General features: G+C 69.2%; 20 protein-coding genes. 7 read left to right on the top strand and 13 right to left on the bottom strand.

The window, feature by feature from the left end:
• Window positions 1–45: 45 nt before the first annotated feature.
• Window positions 46–870, top strand: a complete 825-nt coding sequence (locus KNO15_RS14315; protein WP_241704443.1) for an aldo/keto reductase — start codon at window positions 46–48, stop codon at window positions 868–870.
• 60 nt (window positions 871–930) lie between these two features.
• On the opposite strand, the gene KNO15_RS14310 is transcribed toward KNO15_RS14315, so the two are convergent.
• The 8 genes from KNO15_RS14310 to KNO15_RS14275 form a co-directional block, all read right to left on the bottom strand.
• Window positions 931–3,081, bottom strand: a complete 2,151-nt coding sequence (locus tag KNO15_RS14310) for a S9 family peptidase (RefSeq protein ID WP_241704441.1) — start codon at window positions 3,079–3,081, stop codon at window positions 931–933.
• 74 nt (window positions 3,082–3,155) lie between these two features.
• Window positions 3,156–4,133, bottom strand: a complete 978-nt coding sequence (locus tag KNO15_RS14305) for an ROK family protein (protein ID WP_241704439.1) — start codon at window positions 4,131–4,133, stop codon at window positions 3,156–3,158.
• Complete coding sequence (locus KNO15_RS14300; RefSeq protein WP_241704438.1) at window positions 4,130–4,879, bottom strand: copper homeostasis protein CutC; 750 nt, start codon at window positions 4,877–4,879, stop codon at window positions 4,130–4,132. The genes KNO15_RS14305 and KNO15_RS14300 overlap by 4 nt, the downstream gene beginning before the upstream one ends.
• Window positions 4,876–5,874, bottom strand: coding sequence for an asparaginase (locus tag KNO15_RS14295; protein ID WP_241704437.1), 999 nt, complete (start codon window positions 5,872–5,874; stop codon window positions 4,876–4,878). Before KNO15_RS14295 ends, KNO15_RS14300 begins: the two co-directional genes overlap by 4 nt.
• Window positions 5,867–6,790, bottom strand: coding sequence for an amino acid ABC transporter permease (locus KNO15_RS14290; RefSeq protein WP_241704435.1), 924 nt, complete (start codon window positions 6,788–6,790; stop codon window positions 5,867–5,869). The genes KNO15_RS14295 and KNO15_RS14290 overlap by 8 nt, the downstream gene beginning before the upstream one ends.
• Entirely contained in the window at window positions 6,787–7,431 is a 645-nt protein-coding gene (locus KNO15_RS14285; protein ID WP_241704433.1) for an amino acid ABC transporter permease, read from the bottom strand. The genes KNO15_RS14290 and KNO15_RS14285 overlap by 4 nt, the downstream gene beginning before the upstream one ends.
• A gap of 124 nt (window positions 7,432–7,555) precedes the next feature.
• Window positions 7,556–8,500 carry a glutamate ABC transporter substrate-binding protein gene (locus KNO15_RS14280; protein ID WP_241704431.1) on the bottom strand — a complete coding sequence of 315 codons (945 nt, stop codon included), beginning with the start codon at window positions 8,498–8,500 and terminating at the stop codon, window positions 7,556–7,558.
• Between the two features lie 74 nt (window positions 8,501–8,574).
• Window positions 8,575–9,327 carry an amino acid ABC transporter ATP-binding protein gene (locus KNO15_RS14275; RefSeq protein WP_278046539.1) on the bottom strand — a complete coding sequence of 251 codons (753 nt, stop codon included), beginning with the start codon at window positions 9,325–9,327 and terminating at the stop codon, window positions 8,575–8,577.
• Window positions 9,328–9,493: 166 nt separating this feature from the next.
• Here KNO15_RS14275 and KNO15_RS14270 point away from each other — a divergent pair, with 166 nt between their 5' ends.
• The 4 genes from KNO15_RS14270 (at window position 9,494) to KNO15_RS14255 (ending at window position 13,952) form a co-directional block, all read left to right on the top strand.
• Window positions 9,494–10,678, top strand: a complete 1,185-nt coding sequence (locus KNO15_RS14270; RefSeq protein ID WP_241704429.1) for an ROK family transcriptional regulator — start codon at window positions 9,494–9,496, stop codon at window positions 10,676–10,678.
• Complete coding sequence (locus KNO15_RS14265; RefSeq protein ID WP_241704428.1) at window positions 10,675–11,658, top strand: Gfo/Idh/MocA family protein; 984 nt, start codon at window positions 10,675–10,677, stop codon at window positions 11,656–11,658. Before KNO15_RS14270 ends, KNO15_RS14265 begins: the two co-directional genes overlap by 4 nt.
• Before the next feature lie 48 nt (window positions 11,659–11,706).
• Complete coding sequence (locus tag KNO15_RS14260; RefSeq protein ID WP_241704426.1) at window positions 11,707–13,416, top strand: alpha-glucosidase; 1,710 nt, start codon at window positions 11,707–11,709, stop codon at window positions 13,414–13,416.
• Window positions 13,417–13,493: 77 nt separating this feature from the next.
• Window positions 13,494–13,952, top strand: a complete 459-nt coding sequence (locus KNO15_RS14255) for an SRPBCC family protein (RefSeq protein WP_241704424.1) — start codon at window positions 13,494–13,496, stop codon at window positions 13,950–13,952.
• A 25-nt stretch (window positions 13,953–13,977) separates the two neighbouring features.
• On the opposite strand, the gene KNO15_RS14250 is transcribed toward KNO15_RS14255, so the two are convergent.
• The 5 genes from KNO15_RS14250 to KNO15_RS14230 all read right to left on the bottom strand — a co-directional run bounded on the left by KNO15_RS14250 (window position 13,978) and on the right by KNO15_RS14230 (window position 19,256).
• The gene (locus KNO15_RS14250) at window positions 13,978–16,272 is read right to left on the bottom strand and encodes a transglycosylase domain-containing protein (RefSeq protein WP_241704423.1); all 2,295 of its coding nucleotides are present in this window, start codon (window positions 16,270–16,272) and stop codon (window positions 13,978–13,980) included.
• Window positions 16,273–16,383: 111 nt separating this feature from the next.
• Window positions 16,384–16,851 (bottom strand): MarR family winged helix-turn-helix transcriptional regulator, encoded by a 468-nt coding sequence (locus tag KNO15_RS14245; RefSeq protein WP_241704422.1) that lies wholly within the window; start codon window positions 16,849–16,851, stop codon window positions 16,384–16,386.
• A gap of 590 nt (window positions 16,852–17,441) precedes the next feature.
• Window positions 17,442–17,675: a hypothetical protein gene (locus tag KNO15_RS14240; protein ID WP_241704420.1), complete on the bottom strand. Its 234-nt coding sequence runs from the start codon at window positions 17,673–17,675 to the stop codon at window positions 17,442–17,444.
• A 2-nt stretch (window positions 17,676–17,677) separates the two neighbouring features.
• Window positions 17,678–17,854 (bottom strand): ParD-like family protein, encoded by a 177-nt coding sequence (locus KNO15_RS14235; RefSeq protein WP_241704419.1) that lies wholly within the window; start codon window positions 17,852–17,854, stop codon window positions 17,678–17,680.
• Between the two features lie 565 nt (window positions 17,855–18,419).
• Window positions 18,420–19,256, bottom strand: a complete 837-nt coding sequence (locus tag KNO15_RS14230) for an SDR family oxidoreductase (protein ID WP_241704417.1) — start codon at window positions 19,254–19,256, stop codon at window positions 18,420–18,422.
• A 157-nt stretch (window positions 19,257–19,413) separates the two neighbouring features.
• On the opposite strand from KNO15_RS14230, the gene KNO15_RS14225 reads away from it, so the two are divergent.
• Window positions 19,414–20,025, top strand: coding sequence for a TetR/AcrR family transcriptional regulator (locus KNO15_RS14225; RefSeq protein WP_241704415.1), 612 nt, complete (start codon window positions 19,414–19,416; stop codon window positions 20,023–20,025).
• Window positions 20,026–20,113: 88 nt separating this feature from the next.
• Window positions 20,114–20,794, top strand: a complete 681-nt coding sequence (locus KNO15_RS14220) for a PadR family transcriptional regulator (RefSeq protein ID WP_241704413.1) — start codon at window positions 20,114–20,116, stop codon at window positions 20,792–20,794.
• Window positions 20,795–20,812 lie beyond the last annotated feature (18 nt).

The raw sequence follows: 20,812 nt of genomic DNA, 5'->3' as shown, positions 1-20,812 counted from the left end.
TTCGTCGTCTCCATCCGTACGCCGCAGTCGAGGCAGAATGAACCCATGGCCAACATCCCCCAGATCGCGCTCAACGACGGCTCGGCGATTCCTCAGCTCGGGTTCGGCGTCTACAAGATCCCGGAGGACGAGACGGTCGCTGCCGTGCTCACCGCGCTCGAAGCGGGCTACCGGCACATCGACACCGCGTCGTTCTACGAGAACGAGCGCGGAGTCGGCGAGGCGGTGCGACGCAGCGGCCTCGGCCGCGACGAGGTGTACGTGACGACGAAGGTCTGGTGGACCGAGAACGGGTACGACTCCACTCTGCGCTCGTTCGACGCCAGCCTCGAGCGTCTCGGGTTCGAGTCGGTCGACCTGTTCTTCATCCACTGGCCGGCGCCTGCGCACAACCGGTACGTCGAGTCCTGGCGCGCGCTGGAGCGGTTGCAGGCGGAGGGTCGCGTGCGGTCCATCGGGGTCGCCAACTTCCACATCCACCACCTGCAGCGCCTCTCGACGGAGACGGGCACCATCCCGGCGGTCAATCAGGTGGAGTTGCACCCGTGGTTGCCGCAGGAGGAGGTCCGCACCTACGACGCCGCGCAGGGGATCGTCACGGAGGCGTGGTCGCCGCTCGCGCGTGGCCGCGTGCTCGACGACCCGGTGCTCGCCGGGCTCGCCGCCAAGCACGACGTCACACCCGCGCAGGTGGTCATCCGCTGGCAGCTGCAGCTCGGGAACGTGGTCATCCCCAAGTCGTCCACCCCGGAGCGCATCCGCCAGAACCTGGACGTCTTCGACTTCGAGCTCGACGCCGACGACTTCGCCGCCATCGCCTCTCTCGAGTCGGGCGAGCGCACCGGCAAGGACCCCGACGACCTCGGCTGACCGGCGGCCATCGGAGGACATCCGCTCGCAACCCGGCCTGATCTCCTCCGTTGCCGACCGCTACTCGCCCGTCGGGTGCGCCCCCACGACGTCGAGCAGCCACGCCAGCGCGAAGGCGCGCTCGCGCCAGGCCGCGTAGCGACCGGAGACCCCGCCGTGCCCGGCCGCCATCTCGGTCTTGAGCAGCGCGTCCGCGCCCACCTCGCGCAACTTCGCGACCCACTTGGCCGGCTCCACGTACAGTACGCGCGTGTCGTTGAGGCTGGTCACGGCCAGGATGCGCGGGTATGTGGTGTGGTGGACGTTCTCGACCGGCGCGTACGACTTCATGTAGTAATACACGTCCTCGTCGTGGAGGGGGTCTCCCCACTCGTCCCACTCGATCACCGTCAGCGGAAGCGAAGGATCGAGGATCGTCGTCAGCGGGTCGACGAACGGCACCTCGGCGAGCACGCCGGCGAAGAGCCGCGGTGCCAGGTTGGCGACCGCGCCCATGAGGAGGCCGCCCGCGCTGCCGCCCTGCGCGGCCAGCCGAGACGGCGTCGTCCAACCCTGGTCGACGAGGTGCTCGGCCGCCGCGACGAAGTCGGTGAAGGTGTTCTTCTTGTGCAGCTTCTTGCCGTGCTCGTACCAGAGCCTCCCGAGTTCGCCGCCGCCGCGCACATGTGCGATCGCGAACACCACCCCGCGGTCGAGCAGGCTGAGCCGGGGGATGCCGAACGACGGATCCATGCTCGCCTCGTACGACCCGTAGCCGTACAGCACGAGCGGTGCCGGCTCTCCCGGCGTCACGAGATCGCTGCGGTAGACGAGCGAGATCGGGATGCGGGTGCCGTCGGCGGCGGTCGCCCACTCCCTGCGCTGCTCGAAGAGCTCCGGCTCGAACTCGCCGAGCACGGGCTGCTGCTTGCGGAGGGTGAGCTCGCGGGTGCGGACGTCGTAGTCGTAGACGCTCGACGGTGTGACGAAGCTGCCGTACCCGAGCCGCAGGAACGGCTGGGTCCACTCCGGGTTGCCGCCCGCCCCGACGGTGAAGAGCTCCTCGTCGAAGTGCAGCTCGTGGAGGGTGTCGTCAGGGTCGGCGGCGGTGTCGTCCTGACCCTTCTGGGGCAGGCAGGCGACCGCGAGCCGGGTCATGCCCTCGCGACGGTACTCCAGCGCGACGAAGTCGCGGAACGCGTCGACCCCCTCGATGCGCACGGCCGGGTTGTGGGCGAGCAGGGTGCGCCGGGGACCCTGCGGGTCGTCGGCGGCGACGCTCACGAGCTCGAAGTTGACGGCGTCGTCGTTGTGCACGATGAGCAGCCGGTCGCGGCCTCCCGCGATGGCGTGCTCCACGTCGTACTCGACGCCCTCTTTGCGCGGCCAGACGACCGTGAACTCACCCGTCGGATCGCTCGCGTCGAGCAGCCAGCTCTCGCTGGTGATGTTGGAGCCCACCTCGACGATCAGGAACCGGCGGCTGCGGGTGAGGCCGGCGCCGACCCAGTACCGCTCATCGGGCTCGTGGAAGACCTGCGCGTCGGGCTCGCCCTCCGGACCCTGGCCCACCCGATGACGCCAGACGGTGTCGGGCCGCCAGGCATCGTCGACCGTCGTGTAGAAGATGTACTCGCCGCTCGGGTCGAAGAACGCGCCGGCTCCGGTCCCGGCGATCTCGTCGGGGAAGGAGGCTCCATCGTCGGCGAGCGATCGCACCCGGATCGTGTATCGCTCGTCGCCCTCGGTGTCCACGGCGAACAGCAGGCGGCGGCCGTCGGCGCTGACGTCGAAGCTGCCGAGAGCGTAGAAGTCGTGCCCCTCGGCCTCTGCGTTGTCGTCGAGCAGGATCTGCTCGCCCGGGAGACCGTGCTCTTGGGCCGACTCGTCGAGCGCGGGCGGGTCCCAGTCGTCCGGTCCGTCGATCGGGGCGCGGCAGTGGATGCCGTACTGTCGGCCCTCGACCGTGCGCGTGTAGTACCACCAGTCGCCTTCGCGGGTCGGGACGCTCAGGTCGGTCTCGCGGGTGCGGCTCTTGATCTCGTCGAAGATCTGCTCGCGCAGCACGCCGAGCGCCTCGGTGCGCGCGTTGGTGTACGCGTTCTCCTCGTGGAGATGCGCGATGACGGCCGGATCGTCCTTGTCGCGCAGCCACTCGTAGTCGTCGATGACGACGTCGCCGTGGTGGCGGCGCTCTGTCGGCTTCTTGGCGGTGATCGGCGGCGTGAGCATGCCCTCAGGCTATCGAACGGTGCCGACGCGGGGAGGCCGCGCGGCGCGATACGCGTTCGCCGCGTCGCTCGCCGCTACCGCGCCGCCCCGAACGCGAGGAGGCCGGCCCCCGCACGCCCTGCGTCACCACCGAGTCCGCTGCGGACGATCGCCGGGCGGTCCCGCCACGCGAGCCCGGCGGAGACCGCGCGTTCGAGCGGCCCGAAGAGCGCATCGCCGGCGTGCGAGACACCCCCGCCGAGCACGATGACGCGCGGGTCGAGGAGCAGGGTGAGGGTGGTGAGGCCGTGCGCGAGCACCTCTACCGCCTCGCCCCAGACGCGGTCGGCCAGCGGATCCTCCCCGAGTCGCGCGACGATGCGGCGGGTGCTCAGCGGCTCGCCGCCGGCCTCCCGGTAGCGGCGGGCCACCCCCGCCCCGGACATGTACACCTCGAGACACCCGCGCTGACCGCACGTGCACGGCTCACCTCCGGGGATGACCGGGATGTGGCCGAACTCGCCGGCTGCACCGGTCGCGCCGGTGATGGTGCCGCCCGCCGTCACGAGGGCGGCTGCGACGCCGGTACCGATCGGAACGAGGACGAAATCGTCCGAGCCCCGCGCCGCGCCGAAGGTGCGCTCGGCCAGTCCCGCGGCGCGCACGTCGTGTCCGACGGCGACCGGCAGGCGCAGCTCACCTCGCAGGATGTCGAGAAGAGGCACGTCGCGCCAGTCGAGGTTGGAGGCGTACTGCACGATGCCGCGTTGTTCGTCGAGCATTCCGGGGGTCGCGACTCCGGCGCCGACCACGTCGCGGCCAGACGTGCGCGCGGTCTCGTGCAAGTCGCCGAACAGGGCGACCAACGCACCGAGGATGTCACCGGCCGGTGTCGGCCGGGTCAGCTCCGCGACAACTCCGCCGCCCTCGGAGACGACGGCGCCCTTCATCGCCGTGCCGCCCAGGTCGACGGCGAGGGCGACGGGCCCGTCGGTTGCGGCGGTCGCGACGGGTGCGGCGGTCGGGACGGCGTGGACGACGGGAGCGCCGACAGCGCGCTCGCCGGCGGTCACGCCGCGACCTCGCGAACCGCGGCGACCACCTCGGCCACCAGGGCACCGGAGGTCGTGTCGCGCGATCCGCGATCGTAGGCGCTGGTGGCGAGCGACGCGCTCGGCGTACGGACGGCAGCGCGCAGGTGGACCTCGCGAACACCGGTCTCGCGGACGAGCGCGGCCACGTTGGCGGCGCGGACACCGCCTCCGGCGAGCACCGTGATCCGGCCATCGGCCTGAGCGACCAGCGAGGACAGCGAGGCCGTCCCCTCCACCACGTTCGGCGCTCCCCCCGAGGTCAGCACGCGCGTGACACCGAGCGAGACGAGCGTCTCCAGAGCGGCGGACCGGTCGGGGGTCTGGTCGAACGCCTTGTGGAACGTCACCTGCGCCTCCCCGCACGCTGTCACGAGTGCGCGGGTCGCCGGGGCGTCCACCGTGCCGTCGGGCCGCAGCGCGCCGACCACGAAGGCGAGCGGCACGCCGTGGGGGTTGGGCAGTGCGCGCATCGCATGGATGTCGGCGACCATCGCGGCGAGCTCGTCAGCGTCGAACACGAAGTCTCCGGGTCGCTGGCGCACGAGCACATTGACCCCCAGGCTCCCGGCGAGCCCGAGCGCGGCCGCGACGGTTCCGATGGACGGTGTCAGGCCGCCGTCGCCGAGTGCGGAGCAGAGCTCGATGCGGTCAGCTCCCGCTTCCGCCGCCGTGCGCACGCCTGCGAGGTCGTCGAGGCAGATCTCGACCGTCACGCGACCGGTCACGCGACGCTCTCCAGCGCGGCGGCCAGATCGCCGCCGAGCTCGATGCGCCCGACCGGAACGCCTCCGCCGAGCACCGGGAGGTCGACCAGTGCGGAGGCTCTGGAGATGTCGGTGCCGAGCGCCTCCAGCACGCGCAGCGCGATGAGGGTGGTCGCACGGGGACTGCCGTCGACGATCTTCATGGCGACAGCCGTTCCATCGGCGGCCGCGACGCCGATCACACCTTCGGCGCCGCCCTTCGCGAGCGCGCCGGGCACGGTCTCCATCAGCGTGGAGTTCTGGTGTCCGCTGCCTCCCACATAGAAGGGGTGCTCGCGCATGGCGTCCGCGACGGCGCGCTCCGGCGTGCCGTCTGCGGCGAGCACGAGTCGCGCGAACGCACGGGCGACGCCGCGCACCGTCGTGCCGAACAGAGGAGCGCCGCACCCGTCGACGGCGTCGTGCCCGACGGGCACGCCGGTGAGCGCCGCCATCGTCTCGCGCACGTGCAGCTGCACCGGGTGCTCCGGGTCGAGGTAGCCGTCCGTCGCCCAGCCGTTCGCGGCGGCGGCGAGCAGCATCGCGGCGTGCTTGCCGGAACAGTTCATCCGGATGCGGGCGCGCGGCTCGCCCGCTCGGACCAGGCGTTCGAAGGTGCTCTCGTCCTCCGGGCGGTCGACCGGGCAGCCGAGGGCCGACTCATCGACGCCCGCCGCATCGAGGATCTCGCGCACGACGCGCACGTGCTCGTCCTCACCCGTGTGACTGCCCGCCGCGATCGCGAGCCGGGGGCCGATCAGCTCGGCGCCCAGGGTCAGGCAGGCCAGCGCCTGCAACGGCTTGACCGTGCTGCGCGGCAGCACCACCGCGTCGGGGTCGCCCAGTTCGAGCAGAGTCGCGCCGTCCGGGCCCAGTGCGACGAGGCTGCCGAAGTGGCGGCTCTCGATCAACCCGGAGCGGCGGACGGCGGCGAGCTCCGCGAGGCCGGGAACGGTGACGGAGGCGCTGTCAGACATGGGACTCTTCCTGGTGCGTGGCGGCAGGCAGTGCGGGGAGCACCGGCTGTGCGGAGGCCCGCTTTCGCGGCCCGCGCTGCAGGCGGGAGGCGAACGCGGAGAGGCTGCCGTTGACGACGAGATAGATGACCGTCACGGCGACATAGGTGGGGATGAGGAGGTGGAGGTACGACGCGAGCACCTGGCCGCGGTAGAGCAGTTCGGTGAAGGCGACGATGTAGCCCAGCGAGGTGTCCTTGAGCAGGCTCACGAACTGGGTGACCAGCGACGGCGCCACATTGCGAGCGGCCTGCGGCAGCACGACGAAGCGCATGGCCTGGCCCGGACGCATCCCGAGACTGAGCGCGGCTTCGCGCTGCCCGCGGGGGAGGCTCAGGATTCCGGCGCGGATGATCTCGGCGAACACCGCGGAGTTGGCGATCGTCAGCGGCACGACGAGCTTCCACAGCACCGGCAGGTTGATGCCGAGCTGGGGGAGGCCGAACAGCATGAGGTAGATCACGAGGAGCACAGGAACCGTGCGTGCGATCTCGATGTAGAACCCGCACAGCCAGCGCACGGCGCGCAGCCGGCTGATCCGTCCGAGCGCGAGCAGCACGCCGAGCAGTCCGCCGAGCACGGCGACGATCGCGGCGGCTTCGAGCGTGCCGAGCAGACCGACCAGCAGGTACTGCCAGATCGGCCATTCGGTGAACGGCGCCCAGCGGGCGGGGTCGAGCTGACCGTGGGAGGCGAACTGCCAGAGCCCGTAGCCGATGAGCGCGGCAAAGAGCACGCAGCTGATGATCGAGCCGATCAGGATGTTGCGGCGCCCGCGCGGCCCAGGCACGTCGTACATGAACGAAGCGGCATATGACGTGCGACGACGGCGACGCGTGGGTGCCGGACGGTCGGGGATGAGCTGTTGTGCGGTCATCGGGCGATCGCCACCTTCCGCTCCACCCAGCCGGCCGCGAGGCCGATGGCCAGCGCGACTGCCATGTAGAGCACACCGGCGCTGGAGAAGATCAGGATGGGCTGCGCGGCGACGAGGTTGATCTTGTTGACCTCGGCGGTCAGCTCCACAACGCCCACGGCGGCGGCCAGGGCGGTGTTCATCGCGAGCGCGATCATCACGTTGCCGATCGGCTGGACGACCGCGCGCAGCGCCTGGGGCACGACGACGTACCGCAGCGACTGACCGAGTGTGAAGCCGAGGGCGCGGGAGGCCTCCACCTGGCCGACCGGCACCGTGTTCACGCCGGAACGGACGGCTTCGGCGACGTAGGCGGCCTCGTAGACCGTGAGCACGATGATCGCGGTCGGTGTCAGCGGCAGCAGGAGGCCGGCGTCGGGCAGCGCGAACACGGCGAGGAGCAGCAACGCCAACAGCGGCACGTTGATGAAGAACTGCACGTAGAGGAAGGCCGCGGCGCGCAGCACGGGGATCGGGCTCACGCGCGCGATCGTGACCAGCACGCCGAGCACGATCGAGCCGATGCCGGCCACGACGGCCATGAGCAGGGTCGTGCCGAGGGCCTGCAACAGCGGCCCGAGGTTGTCGATCAGGGGGTTCATCGCTCGCTCACTCGTGAGGAAGGAGGGGCCGGGCGGGGTCGGAGACCGACCCCGCCCGAGGGGTTCCCCGGCGATCGGCGGACGCACGCGCCGCGGATGCCGGGGAACTCGGGAGGGTTCCGGATCAGGAACCCGGGACCGAGCCGATCTCCGGCGGGGTCGGGATGGCCGAGTCGGTCACCGTGCCGAGCGTGGTCTTCCACGCCTGGCCCCACTGACCGCCCTTCTGGATGGTCTTCAGCCAGGTGTTGACGAACGTCTTGAAGTCGCTGTCGCCGTGCTTCAGGCCGATGCCGTACGGCTCCTTGGTGAACGGCTGGCCCACCACCTTGATCTGCTTCTCGCTGGCGGCATCGCTGGCGAGCAGAGTGTAGTCCTGCACGTAGGCGTCACCGCGGCCCTGGATGAGCGCCTGCACGGCGGCCGGGTCGGTGCCGAACGCGGTGACGGTCGCCTTCGGGGCGATCTTGGGCACTTCGGTGACGGCCGGCGTGTTGGCGCCGACGATCACGTTCTTGCCGTCGAGGTCCTTGTAGCTCTTGATGGCCGTGTTGTCGCTCTTGACGGCGACCGACAGACCGGACTCGAAATACGGGCCGGCGAAGTCGACCTGGGTCGCGCGCTGCTCGGTGATCGTGTAGGTGTTGAAGACGACATCCACCGTGCCGTTCTGCAGCATGGCCTCGCGGGTCTCCGACGCCGGCGGGACGATCTCCACGTTCGGCTTGCCGAGGATGTAGATCGCGAGCAGCTTGGCCAGGTCGGCGTCGAAACCGGTGACCTTGCTCGGGTCGGTCGGGTCCTGCTGCGAGAGCAGCGGGGCGTCGAGCGCCTCCGCGACGATGAGCTTGCCGCGCTTCTTGATCTTCTCCATGGTCGATCCGGAGAGGATCAAGTCGGCCTTGGCGACCGGGGCTCCGGAGAAGACCGTGTCGGTGCCGGCGGTCGAGCTGGCGCCGTCGCCGGGGAGGGCGGTGGTGCCGGAGGAACAGGCGGTGACGGCGAGCGTCACGGCCGCGAGCAGGGCGCCGGCGATGGCGGTCCTGCGGCGGTTCGAGCTGCGGGTCATGTGCATCCCTTTCTGATTGCGGACGGGTTCGGTGCTGTGGAACGGGTGGAGCGAGGCCTCCGGTGCCGGTGTCGTCAGTGCGACAGCACGGAGGCCAGGAACGACCGCGCCCGCTCGGTGCGGGGCGAGTCGAAGAATTCGGCGGGCGTCGCCTGCTCGACGATCTGGCCGCGGTCCATGAAGACGACCCGGTCGGCGGCGCGGCGGGCGAAGCCCATCTCGTGGGTGACCACGATCATGGTCATGCCGTCCTTGGCGAGGGAGGTCATGACGTCGAGGACTTCGCCGACCATCTCGGGGTCGAGGGCGCTCGTGGGTTCGTCGAAGAGCATCACCTTCGGCTGCATCGCGAGGGCGCGGGCGATGGCCGCGCGCTGCTGCTGTCCTCCGGAGAGCTGGGCCGGGTGACTTCCCGCCTTGTCGGCGATGCCGACGCGGTCGAGCAGCTCGAGTGCCTGACGCTCGGCGTCCGCCTTCTTGACCTTGCGCACCTTGACCGGGGCGAGCGCCACATTGTCGAGGACCGTGCGGTGGGCGAAGAGGTTGAACGACTGGAAGACCATGCCGACCTCCGCGCGGAGGCGGGCCAGGTCGGCGCCCTCCTGCGGCAGGAGCTCGCCGTCGACGCGGATCTCGCCGCCGTCGATGGTCTCGAGCCGGTTGATCGAGCGGCAGAGTGTCGACTTGCCCGACCCCGACGGTCCGACCACCACGACGACTTCGCGTGCGGCGACCTCCAGGTCGATGGAACGGAGGACGTGCAGGTCGCCGAAGTGCTTGTCGACGCCGCGCAGGCTCACCATGGGCCGGGTGTGCGGTGTTTCCATCGGGTTCCTCGTATCGTCGTCGGTCGGGATGCGATGAGCGTACTAAGTAATGCATGTTCTTGCAATTTCGGATTTGGTTGATCCGAAATCGAAGAAAGTCGCTACAGTATTCTCAACGAAGAACAGCACGCGACGATGGCGTGCCACACGAGGGGATGCGCTGAGAATGAGCGGCACGCACACCGCGGCACCGGGGAGCACCTCGGCGACTCCGGGCGGCATCCTCCACCTGGTCCGCTCCGGGAGGGCGGCCTCGCGGGCCGATATCGCCCGTCAGACCGGGCTGTCGCCGTCCACCGTCACCCAGCGGGTCGACGCGCTGCTCGGCGCCGGCTTCCTCCGCGAGGCGGGGGAGGGAGTGTCGCACGGCGGACGACGCCCGCGCGCTCTCGAGGTCGATCCCAGCTCCGGCGTGGTGGTCGCCGCCGATCTGGGCTCCCACCACGCCACGTTCGGCCTCTTCGACCTCTCCGGTCGTCTGCTCGCGTCGCGCACGGACGCCACGGACATCGGCGCAGGGCCCGCTCGGGTGCTCGCCTGGATCGTCGACACTGCGCGCGACCTTCAGACCGAGCACGCCGCGCCGGGGCAGAGCCTGCGGGGCTTCGGGATCGGTCTCCCCGGCCCCGTGGACTCGGCGACGGGCCGCATGGTGTCGCCGTCACGGATGCCGGGGTGGAACGGGGTGGACGTGGCGGCCGAACTGCACGCCCTCACCGGTCTGACGGTCGCGGTCGACAACGACGCCAATCTCATGGCGCTGGGTGAGTACGATGCCACCGGCTCGACGGGCGGCCAAATGGTCTTCGTCAAAGCCGGGTCGAGCATCGGCTGCGGCATCGTCGCCTTCGGCGGTCTCTACCGCGGGCACCACGGCATGGCCGGCGACATCAGCCACGTCACGGTGCCGGGTGCGCCGGACGTGCTCTGCTCGTGCGGCCGGGTCGGCTGCCTCGACGCGGTCGCAGGAGGCGCGGCGATCGTCCAGGCCCTCCGGCGCGACGGCGTGGACGTCGGCGACACCCGTGACGTCCTGGCTCTCGCACGCGACGCCCACCCGCTCGCCACGCTCATGCTGAGGGAGGCGGGCCTCCGCACCGGCGGCGTGCTGGCGACCATCATGAACTTCTTCAATCCGCAGCGGCTCGTGCTCGGCGGCATCCTGGGCGAAGCGGAGGCCTTCGTCGCCGGCGTGCGCTCCGCCATCTACTCCGACTGCCTCCCGATGATCACCGACCAGCTCGACATCGCGGTGAGCGTCGCCAAACAGGGCGCCGGCATCCGCGGTGCCGGCCGGCTCGTTCTCGACGCCCTCTTCGACCCGGCGCACGTCGACCTCGCAGTGCGATGACCGTGGCAATCCCGCGGCACGCAGCAGTCGTCGTCGGCGCCGGAAAGATGGGACGCGCCCACGCGGCGGCCTGGGTGGAGGCCGGAGTCCCCGTGCGCTGGGCGGTCTCACCGCGACGACGCCCCGACCTGCCGGCAGCGCCGGACGCCCGCTGGGCCACCGGGCTCGCCGAGGCGCTCGCCGATCCCGAGTGCGACATCGTCTCCATCTGCACCCCCACCGAGAGTCACGCCGAACTCGCGACTCAGGCGCTCGACGCGGGGAAGCACGTGCTGCTCGAGAAGCCGATCGCCCTCACCGCGTCGGACGCGGAAGCGCTGGCCGAGCACGCCGCACGCGCCTCCGGGACCCTCATGGTCGCCCACGTCGTCCGCTTCTTCGCCGACTACGCCGCGCTCGCCGAGCGCGTGGCCGCCGGCTCGGTCGGGATCCCGCGAGCGGTGCGCGCATCCCGGATCTCGGCAGCGCCGGACTGGGCGGACTGGCTGGCCGACGAGCAGCGCTCCGGCGGGATGCTCGTCGACTTCGCCATCCATGACGTCGACCAGGCGTGCGCCCACCTCGGCACCCCGATCGCCGTCACCGCGGTCCGCGCCCGGTCGGGCGACTTCGGCGCGCCGGCCGTCGTCACCGTGGAGTTCGCCTCAGGAGGGGTGGCACAGCTCCTCGCCGTGGCCGACCTCCCGGCCGAGACGCCCTTCTCGTCGACGCTGGAGGTCGTGGGCGACCACGGCGTCGATGCGCTCGGCGGCGGCGCGCTCGGCGGCGGTGCGCTCGGCGGCGGTGCGCTCGGCGGTGGTGCGCTCGACGGCGGTGCGGGGGACCCGTTCGCGGCGCAGGCCCGCTATTTCCTCGACTGCGTCGACCGCGGCGAGCAGCCGGCGCGGGCGCCCGTCGCAGCCGCGGTGTCGGCACTGCGCGTGTGTCTGGCGGCGCGCGAGTCCGCCCGCACGGGCGCGCGCGTACTGCTCGGCGGCTGAGGGCGTCGAGGTGTCGGTGCGGTTTCCGGGCGCGAGTAGGGTGGGCGGGTGAGTGAGACGTGGTGGAAGTCCGCAGTCGTGTACCAGATCTACCCGCGGAGCTTCGCGGACAGCGACGGCGACGGCATCGGTGACCTCCGCGGCATCATCGACCACCTCGACCACCTGAAGGAGCTGGGCATCGACGTCGTCTGGCTCTCGCCGATCTACGCATCGCCGCACGACGACAACGGCTACGACATCAGCGACTACCGCGCCATCGACCCTCTGTTCGGCACGTTCGACGACTTCGACGAGCTGCTCGCCGGCCTCCATGCGCGCGGCATCAAGCTCGTGATGGACCTCGTGGTGAACCACACCTCCGACGAGCACCCGTGGTTCGTCGAGTCGGCCTCCTCGCTCGACAACCCCAAGCGCGACTGGTATTGGTGGCGGCCGGCTCGCGACGGCCACCGGCCCGGCGAGCACGGCGCCGAGCCGAACAACTGGGGGTCGTTCTTCTCCGGCCCGGCCTGGCAGCTCGATCCGGCCACCGGCGAGTACTACCTGCACCTCTTCTCGCGCAAGCAGCCCGACCTCAACTGGGAGAACCCGGAGGTCCGCGACGCCGTCTACGACATGATGAACTGGTGGCTCGACCGCGGGGTCGACGGCTTCCGGATGGACGTCATCAACTTCATCTCCAAGGTCGTCGAGCTCCCTGACGGCGAGGTGCCGGCCGGCAAGCTCTTCGGCGAGGGCTACCCGTTCTTCGGCCAGGGTCCGCGCATCCACGAGTTCCTGCACGAGATGCACGAGCGCGTGTTCGCGGGCCGCGCCGACAGCACGCTCACCGTCGGCGAGATGCCCGGCGTCTCCGTGGAGCAGGCGCGGCTGTTCACCGACCCCGCCCGCGGGGAGCTCGACATGGTCTTCCAGTTCGAGCACGTCGACCTCGACCACGGGCCGGGGGGCAAGTGGGATCACCGGCCGGCGAGCGTCCTCGACCTCAAGCGCAACCTGACGATGTGGCAGGAGGGCTTGGCCGACGTCGGCTGGAACAGCCTCTACTGGAACAACCACGACCAGCCCCGCGTCGTCAGCCGGTTCGGCGACGACGGCCCGGAGCACCGCGGCGCCTCCGCCAAGGCGCTCGGGACGGTGCTGCACCTCATGCGCGGCACGCCGTACGTGTACCAGGGCGAGGAGCTCGGGATGGCGAACGTGCCGTTCGATTCGATCGACGACTTCCGCGACATCGAGACGCTCAACCACTACGCGGAGGCCGTCGACATCCAAGGTCTGGACGCCGCGGACGTGCTGGCGGCCCTGCGGCGGACGAGTCGTGACAACGCCCGAACGCCGATGCAGTGGTCGGACGCTCCGGCTGCCGGTTTCACGACGGGCACGCCGTGGATCGACGCCAACCCCGACCACGTGCACGTCAACGCGGCCGCGGAGGTGGCCGACCCGGACTCCGTGTTCGCCCACTATCGCCGCCTGATCGACCTCCGTCATCGCTCGTCGGTGGTGGCCGATGGCGACTTCACGCCGGTGCTGGCGGATCATCCCCAGATCTTCGGCTACCGCCGGGCGCTCGGCGGTCGGCAGCTGCTGGTGCTCGCCAATCTGACGGGGGAGGTCGCGCGCTACGACACCGCCGAGCTCGACACGTGGCGCGACGCCGCTTTCGCACTGGGCAACCTGCCGGATTCGCCCGCACGCGGAGTGAGCGGCGCGCTCGAGCCGTGGGAGGCGCTGGTCTTCGAGCTCGGCTGAGCTCCGGGGTTGCGCTGCCCGCGCCGCCGGGTGTGTGATGGCGGCGAACTGGTGGCGATGACGGACCGGGAGGCGCCATGGGCAACTACGTCGCGAGGGCCGAGGTGGACGTGAGAGCCCCGCGCCGAGCGGTCTGGACCGTGCTCACGTCGAGCGGTGCGAACCCCGAGATCCTCATGGGAGCGGAGGTCGTCTCCGAGTGGAAGCTGGGTTCGCGCATCGTCTGGCGCGGCGAGTGGCAAGGCAGGGCGTTCGAGGATCACGGCCGAGTGATCGAGCTCGACGACCGTGACGAGCCCTGGCGCATCGTGCTCACGCACTTCAGCCCGCTGAGCGGCCAGCCGGACGTTCCGGAGAACTACCACACCCTCCACTTCGAGCTGGAGGAGACGCCTGCGGGAACGCACGTCACCCTGGATCAGGACAACAACCCCACGGTGGAGGCCGCTCAGCACTCCCAGCAGACGTGGGAGACCATGCTGCGCGGGGTCAAAGCGGTCGCGGAGCGCGCGGCGTCGAAGCGATCGTCCGCCTGAGCGGGTCGCCGCCGCGTCGCGTCGATCAGGGCTTCTTGCCCGGCGGGTTCGGGCCCTGGTTGCCTCCGCCCTTGTTTCCGCCCTGACCGGGGCCGGGGGCAGGCTGCCCCGGCACGGCCGGCGTGGTCGGCTTCGGCGCGGGAGCCGAGTACAGGTACTTGGCCGGCGGCGCCGGGAACGCCGATCCTCCGTAGACGGCGTCGAGTGCGGCCTGGATGCGTTTGACGATCGAGAACTTCACGTTTCCGCCGCCGATGCCCTGGAAGGTCTGGCTGCGGAGCGCGACCTCGCCGGCGACGTTGCCCACCCAGGTGGCCTGTGCGACCTTCGTGGTGGAGGTGACCAGCCAGTTCTCCAGCGAGTTGTCTGTCGTTCCCGTCTTGCCGAAGAGCGGCACGCCATCTCCGGGGTTGGCCGAGGCCGCCGTGCCGCCTCCGCGCAGCACCCCCTGCAGGGCGTAGATCGCGGCGGCGGCGACTCCCGGATCGATCGGGGTGGTCGAGCACTGCGTCTTGGGCACCGCGTGCTCGGTGCCGTCGGCGTTCACGATCTTGTCGATCGCCACCGGGCTGCAGGCCTTGCCGTTGTTGGCGATGCCGGCATAGGCCGTCGCCATGGTGATCGGTGCGATGTAGTTGGTGCCGAGAACAGAAGACGGGTTCGCCCGGAACGGGTTCGTCTCCTCGTCCGCGCCGTGCACCAGCAGATCCTGTGCGCGCTCCTTGATGCCGCAGAGGTCGAGCTTGGTCGCCATCATCGCGAAGATCGAGTTGATGGAGGCCGCGGTCGCGTTCATCACGGTGGTCGAGGTGACCGTCTCGCCTTCGTCGTTGGCGACCGGCCAGGGCGCGCCGCCGATGTCGTTGCAGGGGTCGCTCTCGTGGAACGCGCTCTGCGGGAAGAGGTGCTGGGTCCCGTTCACCGATTCGTAGAGCGAATGCCCCTCTTTCAGCCATTCGAGCAGGTCGAAGGCCTTGTAGGAGGATCCGGTCTGGAATCCCTCGGATCCGCCGTCTTTGTAGTCGGTGTTGTAGTTCACGGACGTGCTGCCCGGGGCGGGAGTCGCCGTGTTGTCGTACGGCCTGTTCTGCACCATCGTGACGACGCGCCCGGTGCCGACCTCCACGGACACGTTGGAGGAGCCCAGATCGAGGTTCGGGCTGGTCGGCGGGATGTACGACGACACCGCCAGCTGGGCCTGGTGCTGGAGGTCGAGATTGAGGGTGGTGTAGATCTTCAGGCCGCCGCGGGTCAGGAAGCTCGACCGTTCGTCGTCGGTCTTTCCGAAGGTCGGGTCCTGTTCGATCGTGCGCTCGACGTAATCGCAGAAGAACGCGGCGTTGTACTGCTGAGCTGTCATGCAGCCGTTCTGCATCGCGGTGATCTTGGGCTCCACCTTGGTGGCGACGGCCGCGTCGTGCTCCTCTTTGGTGATCTTGCCGTTGATGAGCATCCGGTCGAGCACGTAGTTGCGGCGCGCCAGCGTCTGGGCGTATCCGTTCGCCGCACCGTTGTCCTTGTTCTCCGGCTTGTCGATCCTGAGGTTGTCGGGGTTGTTGAGGATGGCGACGAGGGTGGCGGCCTGCGGGAGGCTGATGTCTTTCGCCGAGACTCCGAAGTAGTACTCCGCGGCCGATTGCACACCGTAGACCCGGCCGCCGAACAGAGCGATGTTCAGATAGCTCTGCAGGATGTCGTTCTTCGAGTACTCCTTCTCGAGTCCGATGGCGTAGCGCATCTCCTTGAGCTTGCGCACGGGGTCGACCTTGGTGGCGTCGTCGTAGCACGACTGGTACGCCGCGTACTGCTTCTTCTGTACGGCGGCGGACGCGGTCGGGTCGGGCTGCTTGTTCTCGCACCGTTGCACGAGGATGTTCTTGACGTACTGCTGGGTGATGGACGAGCCGCCCTGCACCGACTTGTGCAGCGCGGTCAGCACCGCACCGCGCAGAGTGCCCGTGACGTCGACGCCGCCGTGCTCATAGAAGCGCGGGTCCTCCGTGGCGATCGCGGCGTCTTTGAGGTTCTGGGAGATGGCGTCCCAACCGACCTCCACCCGATTCTGCGAGTAGAACGAGGCGATCGGCACCTGCTGACCGTTGTAGTTCGCGTACATCGTCGACGCCTGGGCCAACGGCTCCACCTTGATGTACTCGGGGAGTCCGTCGAAGACACTGATGGTCGAGTCCGCGGCCGATCCGGTGAGCGCCACGGCGGGTGTGACGGCTGCCGCGGCGAGGACTCCGGCGACCGCGCTCAGGGCCACGAATCCGATCAGCGCAGGCGCCCACTTCCATCTTCTGCGTCGCTCTGCCGTCATGGCCGCAATGATACGCGGCCCCTCTTGCGCCTCCCCGAGGGACCGCTCCGCATGTGGAGAAACCGTTCAGGTTTCCCAGTGTGGAGGAACCGCCCGGGCGGAACGATCCGCTTACTCGCCGCCGCGCAGCTTGTCGCAGAGCACCGCCAGCGTCTCGAGCTCCTGCGGGTCGAGCCGATCGCCCACCCGCTCGGTGATCGAGCGCATGTGGTCGACCGCGACCCGGCGGAACATCTCGAATCCCGTGTCGGTCAACCGGATGACCGTGCCGCGCGCATCGCTGGGCTCCGGGCACTTGGCGACCAGGCCGCGTGCGACGAGCCGGTCGATCAGCCTGCTCACGCTCGGCTGCGTGAGCAGCACCTCCTTGTTGAGGTCGCGCAGTCGCAGCGAGCGATCGGGCTGCCGGGACAGGTTGAAGAGCACGTCGTACTCGTTGAACGAGATGTCGCGGGTGGGGAACTCGGCGGCCAGCGTTCTCATCACGGCGACCTGCGCACGGAACAGGGACTCCCAGGCCGCGACGGCGGTCGTCCTCACCCGCTTGGTCGGCTCCGCCGCTGCTGTGCCGATGCTCATGACGACACCCCTCCGAATGTTCGAGTAGTCAATGCATTCGCATCTTCTCATCATGCGCCGACAGTGCCATCCGTGCCAGCACGGCATTCGGGCTCGAGCGAGAGGGAGGCAGGATGGCGCGGATCAAAAGATTGAGGGCCGGCCGCAGAGGCTAGCGGCCGGCCCTCTCCCTTGCACCAAGAGTGTCCTGCAATCACATTCCGCGATGGCTGCCACAGCAAACAACCATTGCTCTTGAACTATATAACGAAGAGGTAACGGGTGCTAGTTATCAAGTCGTTATTTTTGCTGCGAATTCTCTATGCGCGGCCGAACGGATGTTCAGAGTCGTTCTGCCCCCGGACGGGTGGGGCATCCGTGGCTCAGGAGGCGACGCCGAACAGGTTCCCCGCGAAGCTCCCGGGTGATGCCCGCAGCATTCTTCGCGAGCCATCGGTGTCTGCGGGCCGCGCGCCGTGGGGCATGCTCGTCTCCTTCGCGTTGATGGCTTGGCGGCGTGTTGTTCACGGGGGATCGGCGAACATCGACGAGGCCCACCCGATTCGCGCGGGTGGTGCAGCGGCCCTTGCCCACGCGCCAGTGTCAGACGGTCAGACTGCCGGCGCCCAAGCCGGCCAGTCTGGTCTGCCAAGAGGCAGTCCATGCTCGTAGGAGGCGACGCGGCGGAAGGGGTGCCGGGCGCTGCTGTTGTCGAAGAACTCAGTTCGATCGGCCATCGTGCGCGCCCGGACGACGAGTTCCCAGAGCCTGGCGTACCGGTCGCGAATCTTCTGCTCGGGTACACCGTGTCCGCCGTCGCGGACCCGTTCCGCGACGCGGTTCACGCTCACCTCCACCGGGACCAGGATGACGTGCAGGGGCTGGTCACGGGGGACGCCTCAAGCTCACGTCCGATGCGCGCCCAGTGGCTGAGCTGGGTCGCACTTCGACTGGAGACGGCGCCGACGGCCTTGGCGGCATCGACCAGGTCGCCGTCCATTCGCATCGGCATCGTCTGGCTCATGACTCGAATGTAACAACTTGCTACGGCGGTCGAAGAGGGGCCGCGGAGCGGGCTTCGCGAACCGGTGCCTAGGTTGCCGTTGGATCACCGTTCTTGAGGGGGGCATCAGAGTGGCCCCGGCCGCTTGCGCTAGCCGGAGCCACTATTTCACCCTCAGGCCGAGTGCTCAGTTCCTGCGCTCTGTTTGTCCCCCTTGTTTCGGTCTCGCCGGATCATGAACGTGACCAGCAGCACGATTGCAGTCACTGGTGCGGCGAAAAGTATGATCACGATTGCTGCGATGACTAGGACGTGTACGAGTTCCATTTGCTTCAACCTAGGGGAGTGCAGCAGGTCACGGCGAGGTGTCCCACTTGGTGGTGTCGCGCACGTGGAAGGTCAACCGATAGACGCCGTCATGCCGTCAGGCAAGAAGTCAATCGAGGACAGGATCTGGTTGGTGGCAATGTGGCAGTCCCAGAACGGAAACTCCCCACTCCGGCCCAAAGCGCCCACGGACGCGTCTGCGGGGTGATGAGCGAGCTCGACATCGCCGCGTGTGCGGTTCTCGGTCGGAGGGTGGTGTTCAGCGGAATAGGTGCGCGTTGTCCTCGACCCAGGTGCGGAAAGAGCGAGACGGCTTCCCGGTGATGCGTTCGTACTCGGTCGAGATCGCCGGGGTCGCGCCGACGGCCTCACGCCAGTCCTTCACGATCTGCCGCACCCACACCTCGGGGAGGTACTGCGAGAGCATCGCGGTGGACTCCGCCTCGGTCTGCTCGATCACCGCCACGGGGCGGCCGATCACCGCACCGATCGTGTCGACCTGCTGCGTGAGCGTCAGTCGCTCCGGACCGGTCAGAACCGGCGCCAGCCCGGTCAGGGTGTCACCACTGAGAGCGATCACGGCGACATCGGCGATGTCCTGCTCGTGGATGGGTGCCTGAACCGCTTCCGGGTAGGGCAGCGGCACGGCGCTTTGGCCTTTTACACTCCAACTCCATCGGGCGGCGTTACTGGCGAATCCGCCCGGGCGGAGGAAGGTGTGGGCGATCCTGGACTCTCCGATGGCCCGTTCGGCGCGGAGGAAGCGGGAGCCGTTGAAGTCCTCAGCCGCACCGGGGAACGTCACCGACGACGAGGACAGCAGCACCACCTGCCGCACCCCGGCCGCAACGAACGCAGCAATCAGCGCTTCCGGCTCCGCGAGGTCCGCGTAGAGGAACACCCGGTCCACGGACTCGAGGGCGGCAGCGAACGACGTCGGGTCGTTCAGATCGGCCGCGAACACCTGCACGTGACCGGGCAGCGTCAGCTTTTCCGGCGTGCGGCTCGAGGCGCGCACCTCTTCACCGCGCTCCAGCAGTCCGCTGACCACTGCGCCACCGATCGCACCACTTGCGCCAACAACGAGAACCGACACTGCACACTCCTCTATTCACGAACAACGTTCGCGAACAGTATTCGTTGCGAACACCGTTCGTGTCAAGTGGTAGTGTCGGGGCGTGCATGAACGTCGAGAAGCCGCGGCCGTGCGGCGTGGTCGTGGGGCGAAGTCTCCCCTCACGGCGGAGTCGATCGTGGCGGCAGCGCTGCGCCTCATCCAGCAGCATGGCGTGGATGCGGTGGCGCTTCGGCAGGTTGCTGAGCAGGTGGAAACCGGTCCGGCGTCGTTGTATGCCTACTTCGCAGGCCGAGACGAGCTCCTCGAACACGTGCTGGATGCCGCATACGCGCAGGTGCAGCTCATCGACGCTGACGACGATGCGGATGGCTGGCGGGCGGCCCTCGCTGCCACGATCGTCAATACGATCACGACCTTGGAGCAGTACCCGGGGCTCGGTTCCGTCGCGCTCGGCACGATCCCCGTGCTCCCTGGCGCACTCCGACTCGCCGAGCACGAACTCGCGCTCATGGAAGCAGGCGGTGTCCCGGCCGGCCGTGCCGCGCTTGCTGTGGATCTCATCGCGCAGTTCGCTGCCTCGTCCGCGCTCGAGCGAACAGTCCGCTCGAGCGGCAATCGGGGCGAGGGAGAACGGGCGCACGTGCAAACGGCCTACGAGCATGCCGACCCCGAGCGGTTTCCCCGCATCCGGCAACACGCCGCCCTCTTGACGACCCCGAACGAGCAGGCGCGGCGCGACTTCGCGATCCGTGTGCTCATCGACGGAATCGACGGATCGCCTTCCTGACCGCGGCGAACACCACGTGCATCCGCAGAGCAGGGTGGACAACTTACCCGAAACCGAATACTCTGAACAAAGTATTCGGAGGTGAGCAATGGCGAAGCGTGCGGTGTCGAACCCGCTGGCACTGGCCGTCCTGGCGTGCTTGTGGGAGAAGCCGATGTATCCCTACGAGATGACGACCACGATGCGCGAGCGCGGCAAAGAAGACAGCATCCGACTCAACTTCGGCTCGCTCTACGCCGTCATCAAGTCCCTCGAGAAGCACGGCTTCATCCAGGTCGCGCAGACGGAGCGCGAGGGCAACCGCCCGGAGCGTGTGGTGTATGAGATCACCGAGGCCGGCCGCACCGAAGCCGACGAGTGGATGCGCGAGCTGATCGCGTTCCCCGTCAAGGAGTATCCGGCCATCGAGACCGGGCTCTCGCTCCTGCCCCTGCTCGCTCCGCAGGTCGCCGCCGACCTCCTCGAGCGGCGGCGCGATCTGCTCGACGCCGACCTCGCCGAGCGGCGTCGGTCACACGAGCAGGCGCTCGCCTACCCGCTCCCGGAGCTCTTCATGATCGAGTCCTCGTATCGCGTCGCGATCATGGAGGCCGAGCGGGCGTTCGTCGCCGACCTGGCCGCCCGCATCCGCGACCGCTCGCTCGGCGGCATCGACTGGTGGGAGCGGCTCTGGGAGCTGTTCGGCCAGGGATACGACATGGCCGAGATCCGGGAAGGGATCGCGGCGGGCGACTTCGGGCAGGAGGTGACCGAGCTGCTGGGCACATAGCCCGGCGTCCGAACGAGA

It is taken from the genome of Leifsonia shinshuensis (assembly GCF_022606355.1).
GTDB lineage: Bacteria > Actinomycetota > Actinomycetes > Actinomycetales > Microbacteriaceae > Leifsonia > Leifsonia shinshuensis_B.
This window is presented reverse-complemented; position numbering and strand designations above follow the sequence as displayed.

Bases quoted from the DNA above. Each gene is read 5' to 3' on its own strand.
- KNO15_RS14315 (WP_241704443.1), top strand. From the start codon at position 46: ATGGCCAACATCCCCCAGATCGCGCTCAACGACGGCTCGGCGATTCCT.
- KNO15_RS14310 (WP_241704441.1), bottom strand. From the start codon at position 3,081: ATGCTCACGCCGCCGATCACCGCCAAGAAGCCGACAGAGCGCCGCCAC.
- KNO15_RS14295 (WP_241704437.1), bottom strand. From the start codon at position 5,874: ATGTCTGACAGCGCCTCCGTCACCGTTCCCGGCCTCGCGGAGCTCGCC.
- KNO15_RS14290 (WP_241704435.1), bottom strand. From the start codon at position 6,790: ATGACCGCACAACAGCTCATCCCCGACCGTCCGGCACCCACGCGTCGC.
- KNO15_RS14285 (WP_241704433.1), bottom strand. From the start codon at position 7,431: ATGAACCCCCTGATCGACAACCTCGGGCCGCTGTTGCAGGCCCTCGGC.
- KNO15_RS14280 (WP_241704431.1), bottom strand. From the start codon at position 8,500: ATGACCCGCAGCTCGAACCGCCGCAGGACCGCCATCGCCGGCGCCCTG.
- KNO15_RS14275 (WP_278046539.1), bottom strand. From the start codon at position 9,327: ATGGAAACACCGCACACCCGGCCCATGGTGAGCCTGCGCGGCGTCGAC.
- KNO15_RS14270 (WP_241704429.1), top strand. From the start codon at position 9,494: ATGAGCGGCACGCACACCGCGGCACCGGGGAGCACCTCGGCGACTCCG.
- KNO15_RS14265 (WP_241704428.1), top strand. From the start codon at position 10,675: ATGACCGTGGCAATCCCGCGGCACGCAGCAGTCGTCGTCGGCGCCGGA.
- KNO15_RS14255 (WP_241704424.1), top strand. From the start codon at position 13,494: ATGGGCAACTACGTCGCGAGGGCCGAGGTGGACGTGAGAGCCCCGCGC.
- KNO15_RS14250 (WP_241704423.1), bottom strand. From the start codon at position 16,272: ATGACGGCAGAGCGACGCAGAAGATGGAAGTGGGCGCCTGCGCTGATC.
- KNO15_RS14245 (WP_241704422.1), bottom strand. From the start codon at position 16,851: ATGAGCATCGGCACAGCAGCGGCGGAGCCGACCAAGCGGGTGAGGACG.
- KNO15_RS14235 (WP_241704419.1), bottom strand. From the start codon at position 17,854: ATGAGCCAGACGATGCCGATGCGAATGGACGGCGACCTGGTCGATGCC.
- KNO15_RS14220 (WP_241704413.1), top strand. From the start codon at position 20,114: ATGGCGAAGCGTGCGGTGTCGAACCCGCTGGCACTGGCCGTCCTGGCG.